We start from the raw sequence: 23,425 nt of genomic DNA, 5'->3' as shown, positions 1-23,425 counted from the left end.
TTACTATTTCTTTTTCAATTCAATATCCATTGCAGCGGCAGGCATTTCTACAGATATTCTGTCTATCTCGCCTTTGGCATTCATCAGAAATTTAAATTTGATATTCTCCCAGTCACCTAAGGCTTCAAAAATATCATAATGATAATGCCGCAAAGAGATTTTTTCGGTATGAAAATCTGCTTTTAACGAATCGCCATTTACGCTGATAGTCAATGTACCATAGGCAGGGTGTTCATAAGTGCCTGCATAACTGGTTATGGCATGCGTAGGTTTGGTATCTTTTTGTCGTTGCTTTTCATTATCAACTTTTGCTTTAGCAGATTTTTCTTTGCCCTCTAAGAAATCTTTCCTCAATCGGCTGTTCCAATCTATAAGGTTCTTTTCCAGATAAGTATCAGCAATATAATTAGTAATAGTGCTTACAAAATTGTAGCCGACTACGCCTGTATTAGTGGTAATAAACACAGCCAGATTATCATTTGGAAAAACCGTCATTTGTGACCGATAACCCTCAATTGACCCACCATGCTGACGACGCAGATGCCCACGATAAGTATTGATTGTCCAACCCATGCCATAAGTACCAAAACCCAATTCGGGATACTTGGCTTCGGCAGGTTGTACTACTGCCAGAGGTGTATGGTTTTCGTTAAGATTTTTCTCTGAAACAATTACTTTATCTCCTATTTTCCCTTTGTTTAGTTGTAATAATAGCCAGTACGACATTTCAGTTACATTCGCTTTTACGGCTCCGGCAGGGCCAATGCCATCCACATTACTATCAAACCCTGCTTCTTTTCCCAGGTTCATTTCATCATCATATGAAAGTGAATAATCTGTATTTTTCAACATTTCAGGATAAGTCAATACAGTAGTTTTCATGTCTATTGGGTCAAGAATTTTCTCCTGCATAAACTCTTCCCATGTTTTGCCTGACAGGCGCTCAATTAATACCCCTGCTGCCATATACATGAGATTATTATATTGATACTGGGCATAAACAGGCTTATTAAGCGGCAGATATTTTAACTTATCAAACATTTCTTTTCTGTTGAGCGGAGCAGATACCCATACATAATCATGACGTGGTAGGCCAGAACGATGGGAAACCAGATCACGGGCAGTAAGGGTACGAGTAGCATACTCATCATACAATTGAAAGTCGGGCATGTATTCTTTTACTGGCTTATTCCAATCTAATTTGCCTTCGTCTGCTAAGATAGCTAAGCAAGCTGCAGTAAATGATTTCGAGCAAGAAGCAATTCCAAAAAGCGTATTTGCTGTAACAGGTGCTTTAGTTTTAATATCTTTTACACCATATCCTTTAGCATAGAGGAGTTTGCCATCTTTTACAATACATAAAGCCGTACCCGGCACTCCCCATTCAGCCAGCATTCTATCCACAAAAGTATCCAGTTGTTTAAGCGTATCGACAAAGGCAACAGCTTTCGTTTTTTTCTTTTGCGCAAGCGCCGGAGAGAAGACAAAGAGGAGAAGGAGTAAATAAATATTTTTCATCAGATAGGGAAACTGTTTCTTAGTTTAGGTTTTAACCAAAAATAAGAAAATCTTATGAAAAATATAGCAATAGAGATAAAAAATTAGTGGATATAATAAAGGATTACAAACCTCTCAACCACGTAGTAAGCAACCTAACCCCAAAGGCGGTACCCGATTTCATTGAGCCATATTCAGAATCACTAAAAGCCATTCCGGCAATATCCAGGTGTGCCCAGTTACTATGTCCATCTATGAAAATCTCTAAGAATTTAGCGGCTGTGATAGCTCCTGCTATTGGTAGAGAAGATAGGTTCTTTACATCAGCAATGTCTGATTTCATCATGTCTTTGTAATCATCCCATAAAGGTAAGCGCCAGAGTTTTTCTCCGCTTACTTGTCCGACCTCAAATAATTGGTCGGCTAAATCATCATTGTTAGATAATAAACCTGCGGCATTATAGCCCAAAGCAGCTATACAATTTCCGGTTAAAGTTGCCAAATCAATAATTACCTCCGGTTCGTAATTTTTCTTGATATAAGATAAGCCGTCAGCTAAGATGATACGCCCCTCGGCATCGGTATCAATTACCTCAATGGTTTTACCAGAATAGGTATGAATGACATCGCTCGGTTTCAAGGCATTGCCATCTACACAATTTTCAGTCACTGGAATTACGCCTATCAGATGAACAGGTAGTTTTAACTTTGCAGCCAGTTCTATTGTTCCCAATACAGCACCTGCCCCACCCATATCAGACTTCATATAACTCATACTACCTGCGCCTTTGATAGAAACGCCACCTGTATCAAAGGTTACGCCTTTGCCTACCAAGCCTATTTTTCTCAAAGGTTTATCAGCCAAGGCTGATAGATTATATTCTAATACAATAAATCTTGGTGGATTTTCCGTACTTCCTTTGCCTACGGCTATTAAAGCACCTAGGCCTAAGCCCTCACATTCTTTTTCATCAAATACTTTTACGTCAAAACCATACATTTCACCTGCTTTCAAGGCATATTCTGCCATTTTTTCGGGATACTTCTTATTGGCAGGGGCATCAACCAATGTCATAATTCTGATTTGGGTCTTAGCAGTTTCTTCGCCAATTTCTGCCAAAGATTGCGTTTGTTCTATACCTTTTTCAGCTACAAAAATATCCAGTGTTGATTCAGCTGAAAAGAAATTGGTTTCTTCTTTTTTATCTGTCTTAAACAACCCAATTTCATACTCAGCCAGACAAGCTCCATTCACCACATATTCTATACTACTTTCTAGCTTGCAAGTTTTGAGGTCTATAGTTAAAGAAAGAGGCAGTTTTTTCTTATTCTGATAGAAAAATGAACGGAATACTTTGATGAAATCCATTGGTTTAGGTGTCTTTCCCAAACCTATCAGATAGATTTTTTCAAGCCCTTTTTTGGCAGGATAAAACATGATTATTTCCTTTAAACCTGCTTTAAAATCCTGTTGTAAAGCTTCCAGATTAAGGCCAGCCTGACGGGCAATTTTTGAAAGATTTTCTGCTAATTTATTATTGTCTATCAAAGGATAAACAATAGCTTGCGGCGTACTCAGCTGAGAAGATATATTGATTTTCATTGTATTTCTTTTGGTATCTGGTATGCTGATTAAACAAATATACCACAACTCACACCAAATTTTAATTTAGTATCAATCGTGGTAATATCTAATGATTAAAAGTCTTAATAAAACAGCCATGCAATGGCTTTAGCAAATTCTTCTCCCCAACGTTTTTCGGTATGCTCCCCTCTCGAGTCGAGCGAGAGTTTTACATCTACTTTATCTGTACTCCAATGTTGACTTTCTATGGTTTCCTTGATTTTTTTCACACCCGGAATCATCGCTCCGCTTTCTTTACCCCCGGCATATAAATAAATCTTCGTATTAATTGGACTAAAGAACTCAGTGATATCAAAATATATCTTGGTTGATACCCATAATGAGGGTGAAAATACCATCATGCGACCGATAGTTTCCGGGTACATTAAGCCTGCATACAGGCTAATTAAGCCCCCCATCGAACTGCCACCGATGCCCGTAAACTGTGCTTCGGGTTTGGTTCTATAATTTTTATCAATATATGGTTTCAGGGTACGCACAATAAAATTGGCATACTTCATACCCATACCTTTGCCTTTTTTTTCAACTGTATAAGGCGAATATTCTTTAAAACGGTCTTTATCACCGTGATCAATAGCCACTATAATCACGTCTCCTTTGCCTTGTTTGGCTAATAGCGATAAACGCTTATCTATTTCCCAATTACCATAATCAGAGCCCTCACCATACAGATTTTGTGCATCCTGCATATATAATACCGGATAACGTTTATCAGTATTTTGCTCATAATCGCTGGGTAATAGAATATGAATAGCACGTGTTGTACCCAACTGCGGAATAGTAAAACTCTCAGATACTACCTGCACTTTAGGCATCAATTGCGTGATAGAAGCCGTTGAGCCATCTTCCCGCCAGAAAGGCACATAATCCTTTATGCTGCCTTGTTTTTTGGTAATGACACGATTAGCCGGAGAGTTTCCGTAGGAATCTAATTCCACAAAATCCCAGCCGCCACGAGTGTACTTGTATTCTATCTTTTCAGGAAGATTTTTATCTGGCGAAAAATTGAACCTATATTTACCTTTACCTACCTTTTCCATTTCAAACTCTGTCAAATCGGGATACCAATCACAAAAATTCCCGGCTAAGTAAACAGGTTTCTCATCATCTTCAGGGGTTGCTAGTTCTAAACTTAATAGTGTACGATTACTCATTTCTTACTCTTTGTATCCTAAATAACTATCAAACTTACGGAAGAAAACTTTCTTTTATAAATTTGAGTTCAAAAAAAATATCAATTTTAATCTGTCAACAGACTGTAAATCAAATACTTGTGTGGATACTAAAAATATAATTTCTCAAGATAATCCTATCTTAGAGAACATTTTCAAAAAATAATACAATTTTAACATTAATCTAATGCTAAAAAACTATACCAGCGCTTCCCATAAAATTTCTACAGGGTGTAGAGCTGTTCTGCTTGTTCCATCATGTATCTGATGACGACAACTGGTACCCGGGGCAGCAATAATTACTTCTTCGGGTTGTTTTCTCACGGTCGGGAAAAGCACCAATTCACCGATTTTCATCGAAATATCAAAATGCTCCTGCTCATAACCAAAAGAACCCGCCATACCACAACAACCTGATGGAATGAGATGCACCTCATAATTGGCCGGAAACGAAAGCATCTTCTTGGTAGGTGTCAGTGAAGCAACCGCTTTTTGCTGACAATGACCGTGTAATTTAATCAGCCTTTTTTCTTCCGTAAAGCTACTTTTCTTAATGTTCCCTTTATCTATTTCACGGGCTATAAACTCATCAACCATCAAGGCATTTTTCGCTAAAGTTTTGGCATGAGAGATTAATTCATCAGCAACCAAATCTGGATACTCATCTCTGAATGTCAGAATAGCTGATGGCTCGATGCCAATCAAAGGCGTGTTTTCATTGATAACATCTTTCAGCAGACTTACATTTTTATTAGCCAGTTTCTGAGCATCTTTCAGCATTCCTTTTGACAAATAGGCTCTACCTGCATCTACATGATTTGGTATTATGACCTGATAACCCAGCTTTTGTAACAGAAAAATTGTCTTTTTACCGATTTCTACATCGTTAAAGTTGGTAAATTCATCACAAAACAGATATACTTTCTTCTCAGCATTCTTATCAATGGTTTTTGCAATATGCTTATCATACCATTTTTTCAAAGTATCTTTTTGTAAAAGCGGCATAGTACGCTCCGGATGGAAACCTACTACCCTATTGGCGATTTTGCGAAGTGGCGCATTATCAAAAACCAGGTTATAAGCCCACGGAATATAAGAAGCAATATTACTCATTTTAGAATAATTACCTACCAGCCATGAGCGAACAGGTACGCCGTGTTCTTCGTTATAATGCTGCAAAAATTCCATCTTCAACTTCGCTACATCTACATTCGATGGACATTCAGATTTACAGCCTTTGCATACCAGACACAAATCCATTACCTCTTTCACCTCTTTGCTATCAAATCGGTTCAGTTTCTCCGATTTAGTCAGCACCTCTCTTAACATATTGGCTCTGGCACGAGTAGTATCTTTTTCATTGCGGGTAGCCATGTAGCTAGGGCACATCGTGCCACCGCTTAATTCTGTTTTACGACAATCGCCTGAGCCATTGCATTGCTCGGCATGTTGAAGTATATCCTGATTATGGAATTTGAATACCGTTTTAAATTCAGGTGTTTGTTGACCTGCTTCATAACGCAGGAATTTATCCATTGGCGGAGTATCAACAATCTTATTCGGATTGAAGATATTCTGTGGGTCCCAAACCTGTTTTAATTCCTTAATTAAAGCATAGTTTTTCTCCCCAATCTGTTGGCGGATAAACTCGCCTCTCAATCGGCCGTCACCATGCTCACCTGATAATGAACCTTTATACTTTTTAACCAAAGTCGAAATCTCTTCTGCAATTAATCTGAATTGCTTATGTCCTTCTTCAGTTTTCAGATTGATAATCGGGCGTAGATGTATCTCTCCAGAACCTGCATGTGCATAATGCACTGCCGACATGCCATTTTCAGCTAATACTTTGTTAAAATCTATAATAAAATCCGGCAGATCGTTTACATCTACTGCTGTATCCTCAATTACGGCAACTGCTTTTTCGTCACCCGGTAGGTTAGATAATAAGCCCAAACCAGCTTTTCTTAAAGTCCAGATCTTTTTTGTATCGTCGCCGAATAAAACCGGGAAGTGATAGCCTAAGCCAGCGCCGCGCATTTCTGCCTCCATTGCCATAGCTAGTTGCTGAATCTCCTCTACCGAATCACGGGCTAATTCTACTACCAGAATAGCGCCCGGATCGCCTTGTACAAAGAAACGGTTTAAGCGTTGCTCTTTATTTTCTTTGGTACACTCTAAAATATAATGGTCTATCAATTCAACTGCCGAAGGTTTATACTTTAAGGCAATCAGGTTGGCTCTTAAAGATTCATCTACTGAATCGAAATGTACACAAACCAAGCCAGTGCATCGTGGGGGAAGTGGATTTACATGAATTTTGATTTCAGTCAGAAATATCAATGTACCTTCTGAACCAGCTATCAGTTTACAGAAATTAAAAGATTCTTTTGAATCAGCCTCAAATACTTCCGTCTCCAATAATTCATCAATCGCATAACCTGTGTTTCTACGCTCAATAGTTCTTTTCGGAAACTCTTTTCTTATTTCTACCTGATTATTTTTATCACTTAAAACTCTGCTTATGTGCTGATAAAGTTTAGTTTCCAGGCTATTATCAGTAGCCATGCTTTTTTCCTGAAACTCAGATATAGTCAAGTCTTTAAATTCAACAAAACTTCCATCACTCAGATAACCCTTTACTTCCATTAAATGGTTACGTGTTGAGCCATACACTACTGAGTTTGAACCACAGGAGTTATTCCCAACCATCCCGCCTATCATGGCACGGTTGGCAGTTGAGGTTTCCGGGCCAAAAAACAACCCATGTTCTTTCAGAAACATATTCAGCTCGTCACGTACCACACCCGGTTGTACTCTTACCCAGCTTTCTTTTGTATTAAGCTCTAATATTTTAGTGAAAGTTCTTGAAACATCTACCACAATACCACTACCTACTACTTGTCCGGCCAGCGAAGTTCCGGCCGTTCGAGGAATTAAGGATGTATTATTCTCTTTAGCAAAGGATATTAATTTTTTTAAATCAGTTTCATTTTTAGGAATAGCTACTGCCAGGGGCATTTCACGGTAAGCCGAGGCATCAGTAGCATACAATGTCCGCATCACTTTGTCATAATGAAGTTCACCTTCTAAGGTCTGGGCAAGCTGTTTCAGTTGGTCATCAAGCATTATCTGTCGATTCTAAATTGGTCTATCCTATACTCGTTTTTATCAGACTCCAAAATTAGTCAATATGATGTTAACTTATTTAAAAAGTACAAAAGAATTATTTGCGTACAGAGATTAAAATTCCAATACGTATATAATACAAAGTTCAAAATAAGATTATAAAATTTACTTTTCAAATACTTCTGCATCAGTTTTTTACTAGGTATTATTTTGCATTTTTAACCTGTTGGTTATCTGTTTCTTGCAAAGAATATAGTTGAATAAACAAAAAAGAAATTAGTACTTTTCCAATAATGATTACGTTTAAAAATTATGTAGCGGAAACGATTGCAGGGCAATACAAACAATGAAAATAAATATATCTGTCATTACATACTTAGTAGTATTTTTTTTATTTATCGTATGAATCTAAAAACTATACACAAAACACCCATTTTTACTTGTTGATAAATTCTAAAATTGTTGACAAGTGCTACTTTTTATCTTTTTTTGAAACTTATGCGTTGCTCTGCAAAATAAAAAATTAAAAATTACCTTTAAAAAACAAGGGATTATGGGTTTTGTGCAAGTTTTTTTCTGAAATTTCTTAATTTTTTAATTCATTTTTTTGGACTTTAAGTATTTCTTTTTGTAGTTTTGGAGGTTGATTAGACGTAATGTTCTATCTAATCTCCGGATATTCCAATTGTAGCGGATAGTCTGGATAAGATGTCGATAAAACAAAGTCCTGATTAGCAAGTTTTTACGAACAATTTATTAACTCACTTTAATTACAACCTATGATGAATTCCTACCAAGTAGGCCGCTTCTCAGAGCGGTTATTGGCTTGTGTGAAAAATTCTGTTTTCACTCTCGCTGCATTGTTACTCACATCATTCACATTTGCGGTAATGGCACAGGATGTCACAGTTACAGGTACTGTAAAAGGCACTGATGGAACTGGTTTACCAGGTGTGACCGTGCAGGAAAAAGGTACTTCGAAAGGTACTCAAACAAACGTAGACGGTACCTATAGACTAGCAGGCATTTCCAGAAATGCTACATTGGTATTCAGTTTTGTGGGTATGGAAACAAAAGAAGTTGCTGTTGGTAACCAGACTGTTGTTGATGTAACCCTATTAGATGATACTAAAGCCCTTGAAGAAGTAGTAGTAGTGGGCTATGGTACGCAAAAAAGAAAAGAAATTTCAGGTACTGTAACAAGTCTTGGAAGCCGTGATTTCAACCCTGGGGTTGTTACTAACCCATTAGCGGCTGCACAAGGTAAAGTGGCAGGTTTGGTAATTACACAAAGTAGTGGTGACCCTAACGCTCGTCCAACTGTACGTCTTCGTGGTACAGGTTCATTGAGTGCGGGTAGTGAGCCTTTATATGTAATTGACGGTGTGATTGGTGCTCCGATTGAAAACGTTGCTCCGGAAGATATCCTGACAATGGATGTATTGAGAGATGCATCTTCTGCTGCTATTTACGGCTCAAGAGGTTCGAACGGTGTAATCCTGATTAACACCAAAAGAGGAAAAGCAGGTGCAACTACAGTTGATTATAATGGATATGTGGGTCAGGAAAGAATTTCACAAAGACCTGAATTATTGAATGCTGCTCAGTTCAGAGAAGCTGCTAAAAAATATAACCAGACATTTGATGATGGTGGTGCTGATACTGATTGGTTGAAAGTAATTACTCGTACTGCCATGTCACAAAACCATAATATTGGTGTTTCTGGTGGTTCTGAAAACTTCTCATACAGAGCTTCAGTAGGTTACTTAGACCAGATTGGTACTTTGATTGGTTCTAGCAAAGCTCGTTTAAATGGTCGTTTGAATTTAGATGCAAAAGGAATCAACGGGAAATTATTAATGAAGTTCAATATGTCAGCTTCGCAGGCTGATGCAAGCTTCGCTCCTGAAAGAGCTATCGGTTTTGCGATGAACATGCGTCCTACTGACCCTGTTTATAGCGCTAATGGTAATTACTTCCAGTTGCCTGGTACATTTGGTAACTTTAACCCGTTAGCTGTTCTTGAAAGTATTTCTCAAAAAGAAAGATTACAAGACGTTCTATTTAATGCACAGGCAGGTTATACAATTATTGATGGCTTGTTCTTTAACGTAAGTGGTACATTACGTACACAAAACAAAAATTCAAGCTTCTATGCTAAATCTACTATTGATAACTTACTTCGCACAGTAGGTGGAAACTCTGCTTCAAGAGGTTTAGATGGAGTAGTTGACAAACAGTTAGAAACTACTTTGAACTATACTAAAGCTATTACCTCTAACAGTAACTTAAGCGTGTTGGCAGGTTATACTTATCAGGATGTTGTTTCTGACGGTTTTGGTGCTTCAAATAACAACTTCTTAACTGACGTTTTCGGGCCTAATAACTTAGGTGCAGGTCTTGGTATCAGAAGCAATCCAAACTTGATGGGTTCGTATAAAAATGAGTACAAACTGGTTTCGTTCTTAGGTCGTGTACAATACAGCTTAATGAACAAATATTTTGCTACGGTGAATATGCGTCGTGATGGTTCGACTAAATTCGGGGATAACAACAAATGGGGCTTCTTCCCATCAGTATCTGTTGGTTGGACTTTGAGCGAAGAGCCATTCTTAAAAGGAAACCCGGTTGTTGATAACTTGAAACTTCGTGTAAGCTGGGGTAGAACCGGTAACTCTGAAGGTATTGCTCCTTTGCGTTCAAGAGGTTTCTATGGCACAAGTGGTACTTACTACGATGCTACGCTTAACGACTTCTTACCATCATATGCTATTCAAGGTAACCCGAACCCTAACTTGAAATGGGAGGTTAACGAAAACTACGGTGCAGGTATCGACTTCGCGTTGTTGAAATCAAGATTAACAGGTTCGATTGACTGGTATACTCGTCAGACTAAAGACTTGTTATATGTAGTAAATGCTCCTCAGGAAAAAGGTTATGTATTCCCAACTATTCTTGCAAACGTAGGTAGTATGCAAAACAGAGGGGTTGAAATCTCTTTAACTTATCAATGGGTTGATAAAAAAGATTTCACATTTAGCTCAACTTTTGCAGGTTCATTCAACAAAAACAAAGTTATCAGCTTATCGAACGACTTGTTCCAGGCGCAAAACCAGATATTCTTAACTACTAACTTGGGTAGTGCATTAAGAGGTACTTCTGCTGTAAACTTCTCGGTTCTACAAGCAGGACAACCGGTTGGTGTATTCTACGGAGCAATTGTTGATAGAATTGAAAATGGTAAATATGTATTCAAAGATATAGACGGTAACGGAAAAATAGAGCAACAGGCTGGTGACAGAACTTACCTTGGTGACCCGAATCCATTCTTTGTAGGTGGTTTAACCAACAGCTTTACTTACAAAAAATTCGATTTCCAATTCCAGTTAACAAGCAACTTAGGTGCAAAAATCATGAACACCAACCAATTGTTGCTAGGAAGACAAGATGGTCGCCTTGCTGAGTCAAATGCCCTTGTATCAGCATTAACTTCACCGATCAACGATAACCAGACCATTCCGATGAGTTATTATGTTGAATCAGGAAATTATGTTCGTGTAAACAATGCTTCTTTGGGTTATACTTTACCGGCTAACTTGGGCGTTCTGAAAAGAGCACGTATCTATATTGCAGGTAATAACTTATTATTATTTACTAAATATTCTGGTGTAGATCCGGAAATTAGTCAGGCATTGAAAGTGGATGGAGATAACCAAAGAGCTCCAGGTATTGATGTTCGTGAGACTTACTACAAAACACGTGGTCTTACTGCAGGTATCAACCTTTCTTTCTAAATAATCGTATATACAAAGACTGATTTAAAATATCAATAAAATGAAAAGACAAAATATTATAAAAGTACTTTCTGTATCGGCGCTTAGCTTAGGTCTAATCAGCTTGCAGTCATGTACTGACCTTACAGAGCCGGTTTATAGCTCTATTATTGATGACGGTAATTTCCCTAAAACTGACGACCAGATTGCTGCCGTATTAGGGCCTGCTTATGGTGGTTTAAGAGGTATGACTGACAACTGGTTTAACCCAAGTGAAGCAACTACCGATGAATTAATCGTTCCGACCCGTGGTGGTGACTGGTATGATAATGGTGACTGGTTGGCGTATTCTCGCCATACCTGGACATCGCAACACGGCCCTATTAATAATGCTTGGGGTTTTATCTTTGGTAATATCTCACAAGTAAACCAATTAATGGTAGTTGTGAAAAGTAACCCGAAAGCAGTTTCTGAGCTTAAAGCGATTCGTGCTTTCTATTACTTCATGGCAATTGATTTGTTTGGTAATGTGCCTATCGTAACCGATGCCGCTTCAAATGCCGGAACTAAAACCCGTGCAGAAGTATATGCTTTCATCGAGAAAGAATTAACCGATAATATTCCAAACCTGAATACCGCTAAAGTATATAGCCGTATGAATCAAGACGTAGCTAATATGCTTTTAGCTAAGTTATATCTTAATGCAGGTGTTTATAAAGGTGCTCCTGAATGGCAAAAAGCTTACGATACTATCAATAAAGTTATTACCTCAGCTAACGGTTATGCTTTATCAGCTAATACATTAGATAACTTTGTGGTTCAAAATCAAGGCTCAACTGAAAATATCTGGGCAGTGCCTTACGATAACTTCAAAGCAGGTGGTATGAACTTCCAGATGAGAACCCTACACTATGCTAACCAACGTACGTATAACTTAGGTAATGCTCCATGGAATGGTTTCTGTACTTTAGCAGAGTTCTATAACTCTTTCGACTCAAAAGATGCCCGTGTGAAAATGTGGTTGACAGGCCAGCAATATGCAGCTGATGGTACGCCATTGTTAGATGCTAAAAACCAACCTTTGGCGTTTGTTACTGATTTCAACAAAGATCAGATGACTGATGCTGACCCTGAGTTCCAGATAGCAGGTGCTCGTTCTCAAAAATATGAGATTCAGAGAAATAACCCTAATGGCGACCAAAGCAATGACTTTGTTGTATTCCGTTTAGCAGATGCTATCCTGATCAAAGCTGAGGCCGCTTTCAGATTAGGTAAAACTGCTGAGGCTCTAACAGGTGTAAACTCTATCAGAACAAGATCTGGTATTCCTGCATTGGCTACTTTAACTGAAGCTGATATTTTAGCGGAAAGAGGGCGTGAATTTGCTTGGGAAGGTTGGAGACGTAACGATATGATCCGTTTCGGGACTTTCTCTAAAGAAAGAAAATTCATGAAGAATCTTGATAAAAACAGAGAATTGTTCCCAATTCCTCAACCTCGTATCGATGCAAACCCATTATTGAAACAAAATCCTGGGTATTAATCATATATGAGCTTAAAAAAGGCAGATCAGATGTGGTCTGCCTTTTTATTTTACAGCCGGCAGACCAAGCTGCTGACATTTAACCTATACCAATGAAAAAAATACTTTTTATAATTTTTTGTTCTTTCTTCCTATTCTCCTGTAGTAAAAAAGAAGATACCCTCTTTGAATCCCTCCCGGCTTCTGAAACTGGTATCGACTTTGTAAACAGAAGCTTAGAAAAGAAAGAATTCAATATTTTTAATTACCGCAATTTCTACAATGGTGGCGGGGTGGCTATTGGTGATATAAATAACGATGGGTTCTCTGATATTTTTGTTACCTCCAATTTTGAAGACAATAAACTCTATCTCAATAAAGGCATTAAAGACGGCAAAACTTTTCAGTTTGAAGATGTATCAATTAAAGCAGGTATTGTAGGTAAAAAATTCTGGTCGACTGGTGTAACATTTGCCGATGTAAATGGAGATGGCCTATTAGACATTTATGTGTGTAATTCAGGTAGCCAGGATCAACGGGGTAATCAGTTATATATGAATCAGGGTGTAGGACAGAACGGTATTCCGTCGTTCAAGGAAATGGCAAAAGCAGTAGGTCTGGAAGATGGGGGGTTTTCTACGCATGCCGCTTTTTTTGACTATGACCGTGATGGCGATTTAGATATGTACCTGCTTAACAATAGCTTTACACCTATTGACAGGTTAGGTTATATAAATTTACGTAATGAGCGTGACAGATTAGGAGGGCATAAATTATTCAGAAACGATAGTGACAAAGGAAGTCTGAAATTTACTGATGCAAGCGAGCAGGCAGGTATTTACGGAAGTTTGATTGGTTTCGGTTTGGGTATCACCATTGGTGATGTAAATAATGATAATTGGTTGGATATTTACATTTCTAATGATTTCTACGAGCGTGATTACCTATATATCAATCAGAAAGACGGTACATTTAAAGAAGACTTAGAAAACCAGATGGCGCATATCAGCCTTAGCTCTATGGGCGCTGATATTGCTGATATAAATAATGATGGTAACCTGGATATTTTTGTAACAGATATGTTGCCTGCCGACGACAGACGCTTGAAAACCACCAGTGTTTTTGAAAGCTATAATTTGTCGGAGATGAAAAAGGAACGTGGTTTCTGGCACCAGTATATGCGGAACATGCTACACCTGAACAATGGCGATGGCACATTTAGTGAGATAGGCGAGTTTTCAGGCGTACACGCCACTGACTGGAGTTGGGGAGCATTGATTTTTGATATGGACAACGATGGAATGAAAGATATTTTCGTAGCCAATGGCATTGCCAAAGACCTGACAGATCAGGATTTTGTAGAGTTTTTGGGCGACCGAAATACAATGCAACAAATGCTCGAGGGCAAAAAATTCGACTATAAAGAATTTACCGATAAAATCTCTTCCGTTTCTATTCCTAACTATGCCTATAAAAATAATGGCAATCTGCAGTTTAGCAATGTCGTTAAATCGTGGGGATTAGAAGGTCCTGGCTTCTCTAATGGTGCAGCTTATGGTGATTTGGATAACGACGGTGACTTAGATTTAGTAGTAAATAATGTAAATGCCCCGCTTTCGGTTTATAAAAACAAAACCAACGAGGTAAATAAAAATCACTTTCTGCGCATACATCTGAAAGGCACAGGTAAAAACCTGAATGGCATCGGGGCTACTATTACTGTGTATCAGCAAGGGGCTAAGAAAGTATTACAGCAAATGCCTAACAGAGGCTTCCAGTCGTCAAGCGACCACCAGTTAGTATTTGGTTTAGGCCAGAATGCCAATATAGATTCGCTTAAAATTGTATGGCCTGATGATAAGATGGAGGTATTGAAAAATCCGAAAGCAGATGCAAGTCTGGTTTTAGATTATAAAAATGCCAATCAGATTTTTAGCACTACTCCATCTGTAAAACAATTCTTATTCACTGATATTACTAATAGTACACTTGATTATACCCATCAGGAAAGCAATTTTGTTGATTATAACAGAGATGTTTTATTGAAACAGAAGTACTCTACCCAAGGTCCGGCTCTGGCAGTTGGCGATGTAAATGGAGATGGCTTGGATGATATCTATTTGGGTGGCGCAACCGGACAACCCAAGAAGCTATATATTCAACAGAAAAATGGAAAGTTTGCAGAATCCAATCAGCCGGATTTTGCTTTTGATGGTACTACCGAAAATGTAGATGCCTTGTTTTTTGATGCCGATAAAGACGGAGACCTGGACCTATTTGTCGTAACGGGAAGCAATGAATTTGAAGAAAACGCACCAGAACTACATGATGTGTTATACTTAAACGATGGCAAGGGCAATTTCAAAAGAGACCTGCGCTTCCCTCCTATCAATGAAAACGGTTCATGTGTAACCACTGCTGATTTTGATAAAGACGGAGATTTAGACCTATTTGTAGGCTCGCGGATGATTCCGGGTAAGTACGGCCTGAGCCCTGCGAGCAATTTATATATCAATGATGGTACCGGAGGATTCAAGAATCTATCAAAACGCTACATGCCACAAATCAATGATTTAGGCATGGTAACCGATGCCGAATGGATAGATATTGATAAAGATGGCTTTGTAGATTTGGTGGTTACACAAGATTGGGGCAGTATTGTGGTCTTTAAGAATGACAGAGGTCGCACGCTTACTTTGAAAGAAACCATTAAAGATTCTGAAGGGATGTGGAATTGCCTGAAACCAGCTGATATTGATGGTGATGGAGATACAGACTTTATTGTAGGTAATTTAGGCGAAAATACCAAATTGAAAGCTTCAGTTAAATATCCTGCCTATTTGGATGTAAATGATTTTGATAAAAATGGTACTACCGAGCAGATAATCTCATGCGTAACTGAAGACGGCAAAACTTATCCGATGGTATTAAAAGGCGAACTACAAAGAGCCTTGCCTATTATTAAAAAGAAGTTCATTAAGTATGCAGACTATGCCAATAAAAGCATTGAGGATATTTTTACGGCAGAACAGATGAAAGATGGTATACGCAAAAAAATTACCTATACCCAAACTTCGTTCTTGATTAACGATGGCAAGGGGAATTTCTCGCTAAAAGCCTTACCTATGCAAGCCCAACTATCTCCTATTTATGCCATTGAAACTGGTGATTTTAATAATGACGGTATATTGGATATTGTTCTGGCCGGAAATTTCTACGATGTTTTGCCGGAATGGGGGCGTTTTGATGCCAACTATGGTTTATTGCTTCAGGGAAAAGGAAAAGGAGAGTTTGAAGCCATTAACCCTGATAACTCAGGATTTAAAACCCTGGGACAGGTGAGAAAAATGTATAAAGTAAAAACAATGATACACAACCCTAATGCAACTGAAGAAATGCTCGTGCTGGCCAAGAACAACGATAAAGCGCAGGTTTTCAGTTTTAAAAAGCAGAAAAAATGAAGTCAATAGTAAAATTAGTTAGTATAGTCAGTTTATCGGTTATAGTTTTTAGTTCGTGTAGTAAGTCAAAGAAAGATGATGGAGTAAAGCTTTTCAATAAACTATCAGCCACCCAAAGTAAAGTTGATTTTGCCAACAATATCACTGAAACCAAAGATTTCAATATTCTCGATTATCTTTATTTCTATAATGGCGGAGGTGTAGCAGCAGGGGATATTGATAATGATGGCTTAACCGACCTGTTTTTTGTGTCAAATCAAGGTAAAAGCAAGCTTTATCTTAATAAAGGTAAAACCAAAGATAGTCCGGTTGAGTTTGAGGATATTTCAGAAAAGGCTGGAATCGGTGGTTTTTCTGACTGGAAAACAGGCGTAACTATGGTCGATGTGAATGGCGATGGTCTATTGGACATTTATATATGCGCTGTTTCAAATTATAAAGGTCTGGAAGGTTCTAACGAATTATATATCAATAACGGCGACCTGACTTTTACTGAAAAAGCTAATGAATATGGCCTGGACTTCACAGGTTTCTCTACCCAAGCCGCTTTCTTCGATTACGACAAAGACGGAGATTTAGACTGTTATCTACTCAATCATGCGGTGCATAATACCCGTTCTTACGATCGTGTAAATACCCGCATGCTCAAAGACAACGAAGCCGGAGATTATCTCTATCGCAACGATAATGGCAAGTTTACTGATGTGAGCAAAGAAGCCGGCATCTATCAGGCAGCTATGGGTTATGGCTTAGGTATTTCGGTTGCTGATATTGATAACGATGGTTGGTTAGATATTTATGTGAGTAACGATTTCCATGAAGATGATTATTACTATATCAATCAGAAAAATGGCACATTTAAAGAAGCCATTAAAGAGCACTTCACTCACCTGAGTCGTTTTTCAATGGGTTCTGATGTAGCTGATATTAATAATGATGGTTTTCAGGATATTATGACCTTAGACATGTATCCGGAAGATGAAAAAGTCGAAAAATCGTCGGTTGGTGAAGACCCGCTGGATATATATCTCTATAAACTACAATTTGGTTATTTCAATCAATATAGCCGTAATTGTTTGCAACTGAGCATGAGTGGCAAGCGTTTCAGCGATATTGCCCCGATGGCAGGTGTAGCAGCTACCGATTGGAGTTGGAGCCCGTTAATGGCTGATTATGATGGGGATGGAATCAAGGATATTTTTGTAACGAATGGTATTTTGAGAAGGCCTAATGATTTAGATTATCTGAAATTCATTGCCAGCGATTCACTTCATTATAATCTTCCTACCTCTCATGAGCTAGACCAACAGGCTATTGATAAAATGCCAAGCGGCAAATGGCATAATTATCTCTATAAAGGCACGAAAGAATTACAGTTTCAGGATAAATCAATTGACTGGGGTTTTGAAGAAGAAAATGTCTCTAACGGAAGCGCCTATGCCGACTTAGATAATGATGGGGATTTAGATTTAATTACGAATAACCTTAATGAAACTGCAGGGATTTATCTGAATCAAAGCAGAGAAACAGTAGGCAATAACTACATTAAGGTCAAGTTGAAAGGCAATGATAAAAACACCTTTGGTATAGGAGCCAAGGTAATATTGAAAACAAGTGACGGTGAACAATTGCAACAGTTGATGCCAACGCGTGGTTTTATGAGTTCAGTTGAGCCCTCGTTGATTTTTGGTATCGGAAAAACGCCAAAAGTAGATTCGCTGATAGTGATATGGGAAAACCAGAAAATGGAAGTGATTGTCAATCCTGCCATTAACAAAACCCTTACTTTAGACCAGAACAATGCTAAACTGGATGGTAGCACTTATCAGTTTGAAGTACCGCAAACGCCACTATTTGAAAATATTACTACTGCCGAAAATATTCCGTTTGTGCATAAGGAAAACGTTTATTTTGATTTTACCCGTGAATTATTGATTCCGTTTAAGGTATCTACTGAAGGGCCAAAAATGGCCGTTGGTGATGTGAATGGTGATGGTTTGGAAGACTTTTATGTGGGAGGGGCGAAGTATCAGGCCGGAGAATTATATCTGCAAAAAGGCAGCGGATTCATTAGGAGCAAACAATCTGCTTTTCAAGCTGATTCTCTATTAGAAGATGTAGATGCCTTATTTTTTGATGCAGATGGCGACAAAGACCTTGATTTATATGTGGTGACCGGAGGTAATGAATTTTATGGAGAAATGGTCGAACAATTTGACCGCTTATATCTGAACGATGGCAAAGGAAACTTTACCATATCTGCTGATGCCTTACCAAAAATGTTTGATAATAAATCTTGCGTTCGTGCCTGCGATTTCGATAAAGACGGTGACCTTGATTTATTTGTTGGTGGACGAGTGGTTGGTTATCAATATGGCAAATCGCCTAATTCTTATTTGTTAGTGAATAATGGCAAAGGGAAGTTTACTGACGCCACTAAAAATATTGCTCCCGAACTTCGCCAGGCAGGTATGATTACCGATGCTGTATGGACTGATATAGACAAAGATGGCGACCTTGACCTAACTGTTGTAGGCGAATGGATGCCGATTAAAACTTTTGAAAATAACAAAGGCAAATTCAAACAGATAGATAATCAGTTAGGCAAGTTTACTGGTTTCTGGAGTAGTATAACTGCCGGAGATTTTGATAAAGATGGCGATATTGATTTTGTAGTGGGTAACTTAGGTACCAACACCAAATTCAGAAAGCATGAGGGCGGGCAATTGAGAATGTTTACCAAAGATTTTGACAAAAATGATGCGGTAGACCATATCTTAGCTTATAGCAGAGGGGATAAATGGTATCCGGTAAATGGTAAGGACGAGATGGGTAAGCAGATTCCGAGTATTATCAATAAAAAATATGTTGATTATAAAGATTTCTCGGGCAAAACCATTGAACAGGTATTCAACTCAAAAGAACTAGATGGTGCCGAAGAAAAGCTAGTCAATACTTTTGAATCGGTTTATATCGAAAATCTGGGTAATAAAACTTTTAAATTGAAATCGCTACCAAATCTGGCACAAGTATCAAAAATCATGGCACTTCGAACAGAAGATGTAGATGGTGATGGTAATTTAGATGTGTTGATTGGTGGCAATTTCTATGGAGCTAATATGTATCAGGCACGATACGATGCTTCTTATGGCTTGATTCTGAAAGGAAATGGCAAAGGAGATTTCAAAGCACTAGTACCTACAGATACAGGCTTTTTACAAGAGGGTGATGTGCGCGATATTAAAGTGATTAATACGCCTAAAGCCCAATTATATTTTGTATTGAGAAATAACGACAAAATGCAGGTTTTCAGGAAATTGAAGTAAGATATCAGTCAAACACTTAGCTATTAAAATCTGGTGGGGTTGGCTTGCCAGCCCCATTAAATATTTATCATTGAATCTACGCAAAACTAAATCAAAGACTTGTCAAAATTCAAAGGCCTTTTATCCAACTAAAAGCCTATAAAATTCGTCATATCTTTAAATCAGCGTGACTAACTTTTATACTTGAACTCCCTATTATTTATTCAATAAGAAGGTCTGCCCAGAGCGGATCCGCTTCTGCTTACAATTGAGATATACTTAACCCAATGATGAATGAATAAACAACTCTATCTTTTTTTTACACTCCTATTCTTATTGAGTATCCATAAAGGCGCTATTGCCCAGAAGAAAACCTTTCTTTTCTCGGGTACTATAAAAGAAGCAGGAACAAATTTACCACTTGAAAACGCCACTATACTTTTCTCAGGTATGAGTATTGGTGTTCATACTGACTCATTGGGTTATTTTGGTTTGTATATGGCACCTAAAACCTATCAGATTACTGTTCGGATGCTAGGCTACAAAATAAAAACGGATAGAATAGTTCTAGACCAGAACGTACACATTGAAGTAAGTCTTGAAAAAATCGAACGCCTGCTGGATGAAGTAGTTATCACCGCCGAAAAATCTGACGCCAATGTTAATCGCACTATTATGGGAGTTGAAAAACTCTCAGGTAAGACCCTGAAAAAGCTGCCCAATCTGATGGGAGAAGCTGATGTTATCAGAAGTATCATGCTTTTACCGGGTGTTTCAACGGTGGGTGAAGGCGCTTCGGGTTTTAATGTAAGGGGTGGTAATGTGGATCAAAACCTTGTTTTGTTAGATGGCGTTCCCCTATTCAATACCTCTCACCTATTTGGTTTTTTTACGGCTTTCAATGCCGACATGGTGCAGGATATAAGTTTATTTAAGGGTGGTATTCCATCTATGTATGGTGGACGGGCATCATCTGTTTTAGATGTACGTTTAAGAGAGGGCAATTTTGATAAATGGAGTTTGCAAGGCGGTGTCGGCCCTATTTCCAGTCGCATATTGGTTGAAGGCCCTTTATGGAAAGGCAAAACTTCTATCATTGTTGCCGCAAGAGGTTCTTTATCTGATTTTTATCTCCGTTATTTTCCAAACGAGGCCCTCAAACAAAGCAAAGCTAATTTTTATGATTTCAATGTAAAAGCCACTCATAAATTTGGGCAGAATCAAAGAATATCGCTATCAGCCTATTCAAGCAATGATGCCTTTAAATTAGGTAGTGACACCTTATATTTCTGGAATACGAGCAACATCAGTTTAAAACATAATGCCTTGATCAAAGGCAAGTTAGCACATAATTTCACAGCATTTCTAAGTAAATATCAATATGGTATTGAGGGTTTGAGTACTCCTTATCAATATAAATGGACACCTTCTATCATTCAGAAATCTATCAGAGAGGATTTAAGCTATGAGTTATCTAACAAAAGTAGATTAGACTTTGGTTTTGAGTTCAGTCAGTATACAAACGATGCCGGAAGCCTCTCACCTACTTCTGCAGAATCAATAGTCAATACATTTTCCATGCCTGTTGAGCAATCGAGAGAAATGGCGGCTTATGTGGGGCATAGCATCAGTTTGGGAAAAGCCATTAGTTTGGATTATGGCCTACGCTATGCTTATTATCAATTACTTGGCCCAGGCAAGTTTTATAACTATCAATTGGGTACACCACGTGAAGTAGAGACTATTATTGATACTCTCAATTATCGGAAAGGTTCGGTGATACACTCATATGGGGGCTTTGAGCCACGTGTCTCTCTGGCCTTTAAATTAGACACCAATTTCTCAATCAAACTGGGGTATAATCGCATGCAGCAATTCATGCATCTGATTTCTAATACTATGGCTATTTCACCCGCTGATGTCTGGAAAAACAGTAATCAGCAGATACCTCAACAAATAGCCGACCAGTATTCCATTGGCTTTTTTAAGAACTTTGTAGGGAGAGAAAGTAATGTTTATGAAACTTCTTTAGAAGTCTATTACAAAGACCTCAAAAACGTAGTAGATTATATTGACGGCGCTGCGCTTTACCTGAATCCAACCATCGAAACACAGCTATTGGTAGGTAAGGGCTTTGCATATGGTGCAGAGTTTTTTCTCAAAAAAGCCCGGGGTAAAAAACTCACAGGTTGGTTTTCTTATACCTACTCCCGAACTTTCCGCCAGATTCCTGCTACTGAAGATCAAATATCGGCTAATTTTGGTTTAAGATTCCCTGCCAACTTTGACTCGCCACATAATTTTAAATTGGTACTCAATAACCGATGGACAAAGCGCACGACATTCAATGTAAATTTTACTTATAATACCGGGCGGCCGATTACCTATCCGAACGGAAGATATAAAATCACAGCATTTAGTGATGTGTATGACTATATGGTAAAAGCCGGATTGAATCCAAGAGCCGGATTCGACAAGGGTACTTATGTCTACAATGGGGTAGTATATGAATTCTTACAGCCGACTACTATTTATCAATTATTAGATGGGTATTCTACTCCAAGCTTCACGCTAAGAAATGCCGAGCGGATTCCTGATTATATGCGTTTAGACTTAGGGATTACCATTGATGCTAAAGAAAAAAAGAAATGGCAGGGTAGCTGGAATTTCTCTATTTATAACATCCTAGCTCGTCAGAATGCTTATTCTATTTATTTCAAATCGGCCACAGGTTTGCGTACACAGGCTAAAACCTATAAACTCTCGGTTTTAGGCGCTGCTATTCCATCACTTACTTACAATTTCAAATTCTGATGAAAAAGATATATTTGTTTTTATTCCTGATAGGCTGGCTGACTTCCTGTGAAACTGAACTGACAGACTTTGAAGCGAGCAACCAGACCAATGCTATTGTGGTGTACGGAGAAGTGAACAATCTTTCAGGTCCATACCATGTGAGACTGAGTAGAGCTACAGCTTATGATCCTTATGATGCCTCAGAATACATGGGAAAACCCGTGACACAGGCACACGTACGAATTGTGGATGGTTCAGGTAATGTATATAACATGTCAGAAACACAAGATGGCTACTACGAGGCATCTCCAATATTCAAAGGAATAATCGGGCAGAAATATCAACTAAAAATCACGACCAATGATGGCAAAGCCATTGAATCTGATTTAGTTGAATTGAAAGCTCCTGCTGTATTTAATAAGCTTGATTACACTTTTGTAAATGCTGAGAAAGCCCTTGATATGAAATTTAATGTAACAGCAGAGATAAGTGACCCTGCAGCAACTGAAGATTACTATTTTATCAAACGTCAGGACTTCATTCAGTTTATTACTATCTGTCCGCCGCCACCACCTTTGCCCCAGCCTACTCCTGTTTGCTATAATAAATGTTGGCGAGCTCCTTTCAATAGCCAACCTGTTTTACTAAAAGATTTTTTAGTGAATGGAAAGAATATTCCCATACCAATAGGCAGCGTCGACTATAAAGATTACACCGATTGGATTATGCAATTAGATATTTATTCAGTTTCTAAAACCATATATAATTACTGGCAAAGACTAGAAGACCAAAGAACTGTAGGCGGAGGCATCTTCGATAAAATACCCGCGCAGATTGTGGGGAATCTGAAATGTATATCAGACCCTCGGCAGGAAGTTTTAGGCGCGTTTGTAGTAGGAGGGGTGACTAAGCGACGCCTCACCATTAATCGTTTTGAAAATGTTCCAACAGATGCCTATAACAAAATGCTTATTGACATCGGCGTGTTTGATTACAGATACTCAAAATTCCAGCTTTGGGATTGTCAGACCGCCGGATTTGTTGAATATAATATTGGCCATAATTTGCCTCCATTGCTACAGTAGTATTAAGCACCATCAATTGAAAAAATAAGTGGTGCTTATT

General features: G+C 38.3%; 10 protein-coding genes. 6 read left to right on the top strand and 4 right to left on the bottom strand.

What is annotated here, in order from left to right; all coding sequences use genetic code 11:
• Nucleotides 1–3: 3 nt before the first annotated feature.
• The 4 genes from D0T08_RS05955 to D0T08_RS05940 form a co-directional block, all read right to left on the bottom strand.
• Nucleotides 4–1,518 (bottom strand): serine hydrolase, encoded by a 1,515-nt coding sequence (locus tag D0T08_RS05955; RefSeq protein WP_116981693.1) that lies wholly within the window; start codon nucleotides 1,516–1,518, stop codon nucleotides 4–6.
• Nucleotides 1,519–1,621: 103 nt separating this feature from the next.
• Nucleotides 1,622–3,100: a M17 family metallopeptidase gene (locus D0T08_RS05950; RefSeq protein ID WP_116981692.1), complete on the bottom strand. Its 1,479-nt coding sequence runs from the start codon at nucleotides 3,098–3,100 to the stop codon at nucleotides 1,622–1,624.
• Between the two features lie 104 nt (nucleotides 3,101–3,204).
• Nucleotides 3,205–4,296 carry an alpha/beta hydrolase gene (locus tag D0T08_RS05945; RefSeq protein ID WP_116981691.1) on the bottom strand — a complete coding sequence of 364 codons (1,092 nt, stop codon included), beginning with the start codon at nucleotides 4,294–4,296 and terminating at the stop codon, nucleotides 3,205–3,207.
• Between the two features lie 216 nt (nucleotides 4,297–4,512).
• Complete coding sequence (locus D0T08_RS05940; protein ID WP_116981690.1) at nucleotides 4,513–7,443, bottom strand: FAD-binding and (Fe-S)-binding domain-containing protein; 2,931 nt, start codon at nucleotides 7,441–7,443, stop codon at nucleotides 4,513–4,515.
• 779 nt (nucleotides 7,444–8,222) lie between these two features.
• On the opposite strand from D0T08_RS05940, the gene D0T08_RS05935 reads away from it, so the two are divergent.
• From D0T08_RS05935 to D0T08_RS05910, 6 genes are all read left to right on the top strand, one after another.
• On the top strand, nucleotides 8,223–11,237 hold the full coding sequence (locus tag D0T08_RS05935; protein WP_116981689.1) for a TonB-dependent receptor: 3,015 nt from the start codon (nucleotides 8,223–8,225) through the stop codon (nucleotides 11,235–11,237).
• Between the two features lie 40 nt (nucleotides 11,238–11,277).
• A complete protein-coding gene (locus tag D0T08_RS05930; RefSeq protein ID WP_116981688.1) occupies nucleotides 11,278–12,759 on the top strand; it encodes a RagB/SusD family nutrient uptake outer membrane protein in 1,482 nt (493 codons plus the stop codon).
• Nucleotides 12,760–12,851: 92 nt separating this feature from the next.
• Nucleotides 12,852–16,199, top strand: a complete 3,348-nt coding sequence (locus tag D0T08_RS05925; protein WP_116981687.1) for a VCBS repeat-containing protein — start codon at nucleotides 12,852–12,854, stop codon at nucleotides 16,197–16,199.
• Nucleotides 16,196–19,525 (top strand): VCBS repeat-containing protein, encoded by a 3,330-nt coding sequence (locus tag D0T08_RS05920; RefSeq protein WP_116981686.1) that lies wholly within the window; start codon nucleotides 16,196–16,198, stop codon nucleotides 19,523–19,525. The genes D0T08_RS05925 and D0T08_RS05920 overlap by 4 nt, the downstream gene beginning before the upstream one ends.
• A 273-nt stretch (nucleotides 19,526–19,798) precedes the next feature.
• Complete coding sequence (locus D0T08_RS05915) at nucleotides 19,799–22,318, top strand: TonB-dependent receptor (protein WP_116981685.1); 2,520 nt, start codon at nucleotides 19,799–19,801, stop codon at nucleotides 22,316–22,318.
• Nucleotides 22,318–23,385 carry a DUF4249 domain-containing protein gene (locus D0T08_RS05910; protein WP_116981684.1) on the top strand — a complete coding sequence of 356 codons (1,068 nt, stop codon included), beginning with the start codon at nucleotides 22,318–22,320 and terminating at the stop codon, nucleotides 23,383–23,385. Before D0T08_RS05915 ends, D0T08_RS05910 begins: the two co-directional genes overlap by 1 nt.
• The last annotated feature ends 40 nt before the right edge of the window (nucleotides 23,386–23,425 follow it).

Source organism: Emticicia sp. C21, from assembly GCF_003418935.1.
Taxonomy (GTDB): domain Bacteria; phylum Bacteroidota; class Bacteroidia; order Cytophagales; family Spirosomataceae; genus Emticicia.
Note: the sequence above shows the minus strand (reverse complement) of the source record. Positions and strands in the feature narration are given on the sequence as shown.

What these genes read in the sequence shown, in the direction of transcription:
- D0T08_RS05915 (WP_116981685.1), top strand. Translation starts at nt 19,799, where the DNA reads ATGAATAAACAACTCTATCTTTTTTTTACACTCCTATTCTTATTGAGT.
- D0T08_RS05920 (WP_116981686.1), top strand. Translation starts at nt 16,196, where the DNA reads ATGAAGTCAATAGTAAAATTAGTTAGTATAGTCAGTTTATCGGTTATA.
- D0T08_RS05930 (WP_116981688.1), top strand. Translation starts at nt 11,278, where the DNA reads ATGAAAAGACAAAATATTATAAAAGTACTTTCTGTATCGGCGCTTAGC.
- D0T08_RS05940 (WP_116981690.1), bottom strand. Translation starts at nt 7,443, where the DNA reads ATGCTTGATGACCAACTGAAACAGCTTGCCCAGACCTTAGAAGGTGAA.
- D0T08_RS05945 (WP_116981691.1), bottom strand. Translation starts at nt 4,296, where the DNA reads ATGAGTAATCGTACACTATTAAGTTTAGAACTAGCAACCCCTGAAGAT.
- D0T08_RS05910 (WP_116981684.1), top strand. Translation starts at nt 22,318, where the DNA reads ATGAAAAAGATATATTTGTTTTTATTCCTGATAGGCTGGCTGACTTCC.
- D0T08_RS05950 (WP_116981692.1), bottom strand. Translation starts at nt 3,100, where the DNA reads ATGAAAATCAATATATCTTCTCAGCTGAGTACGCCGCAAGCTATTGTT.
- D0T08_RS05955 (WP_116981693.1), bottom strand. Translation starts at nt 1,518, where the DNA reads ATGAAAAATATTTATTTACTCCTTCTCCTCTTTGTCTTCTCTCCGGCG.
- D0T08_RS05935 (WP_116981689.1), top strand. Translation starts at nt 8,223, where the DNA reads ATGATGAATTCCTACCAAGTAGGCCGCTTCTCAGAGCGGTTATTGGCT.
- D0T08_RS05925 (WP_116981687.1), top strand. Translation starts at nt 12,852, where the DNA reads ATGAAAAAAATACTTTTTATAATTTTTTGTTCTTTCTTCCTATTCTCC.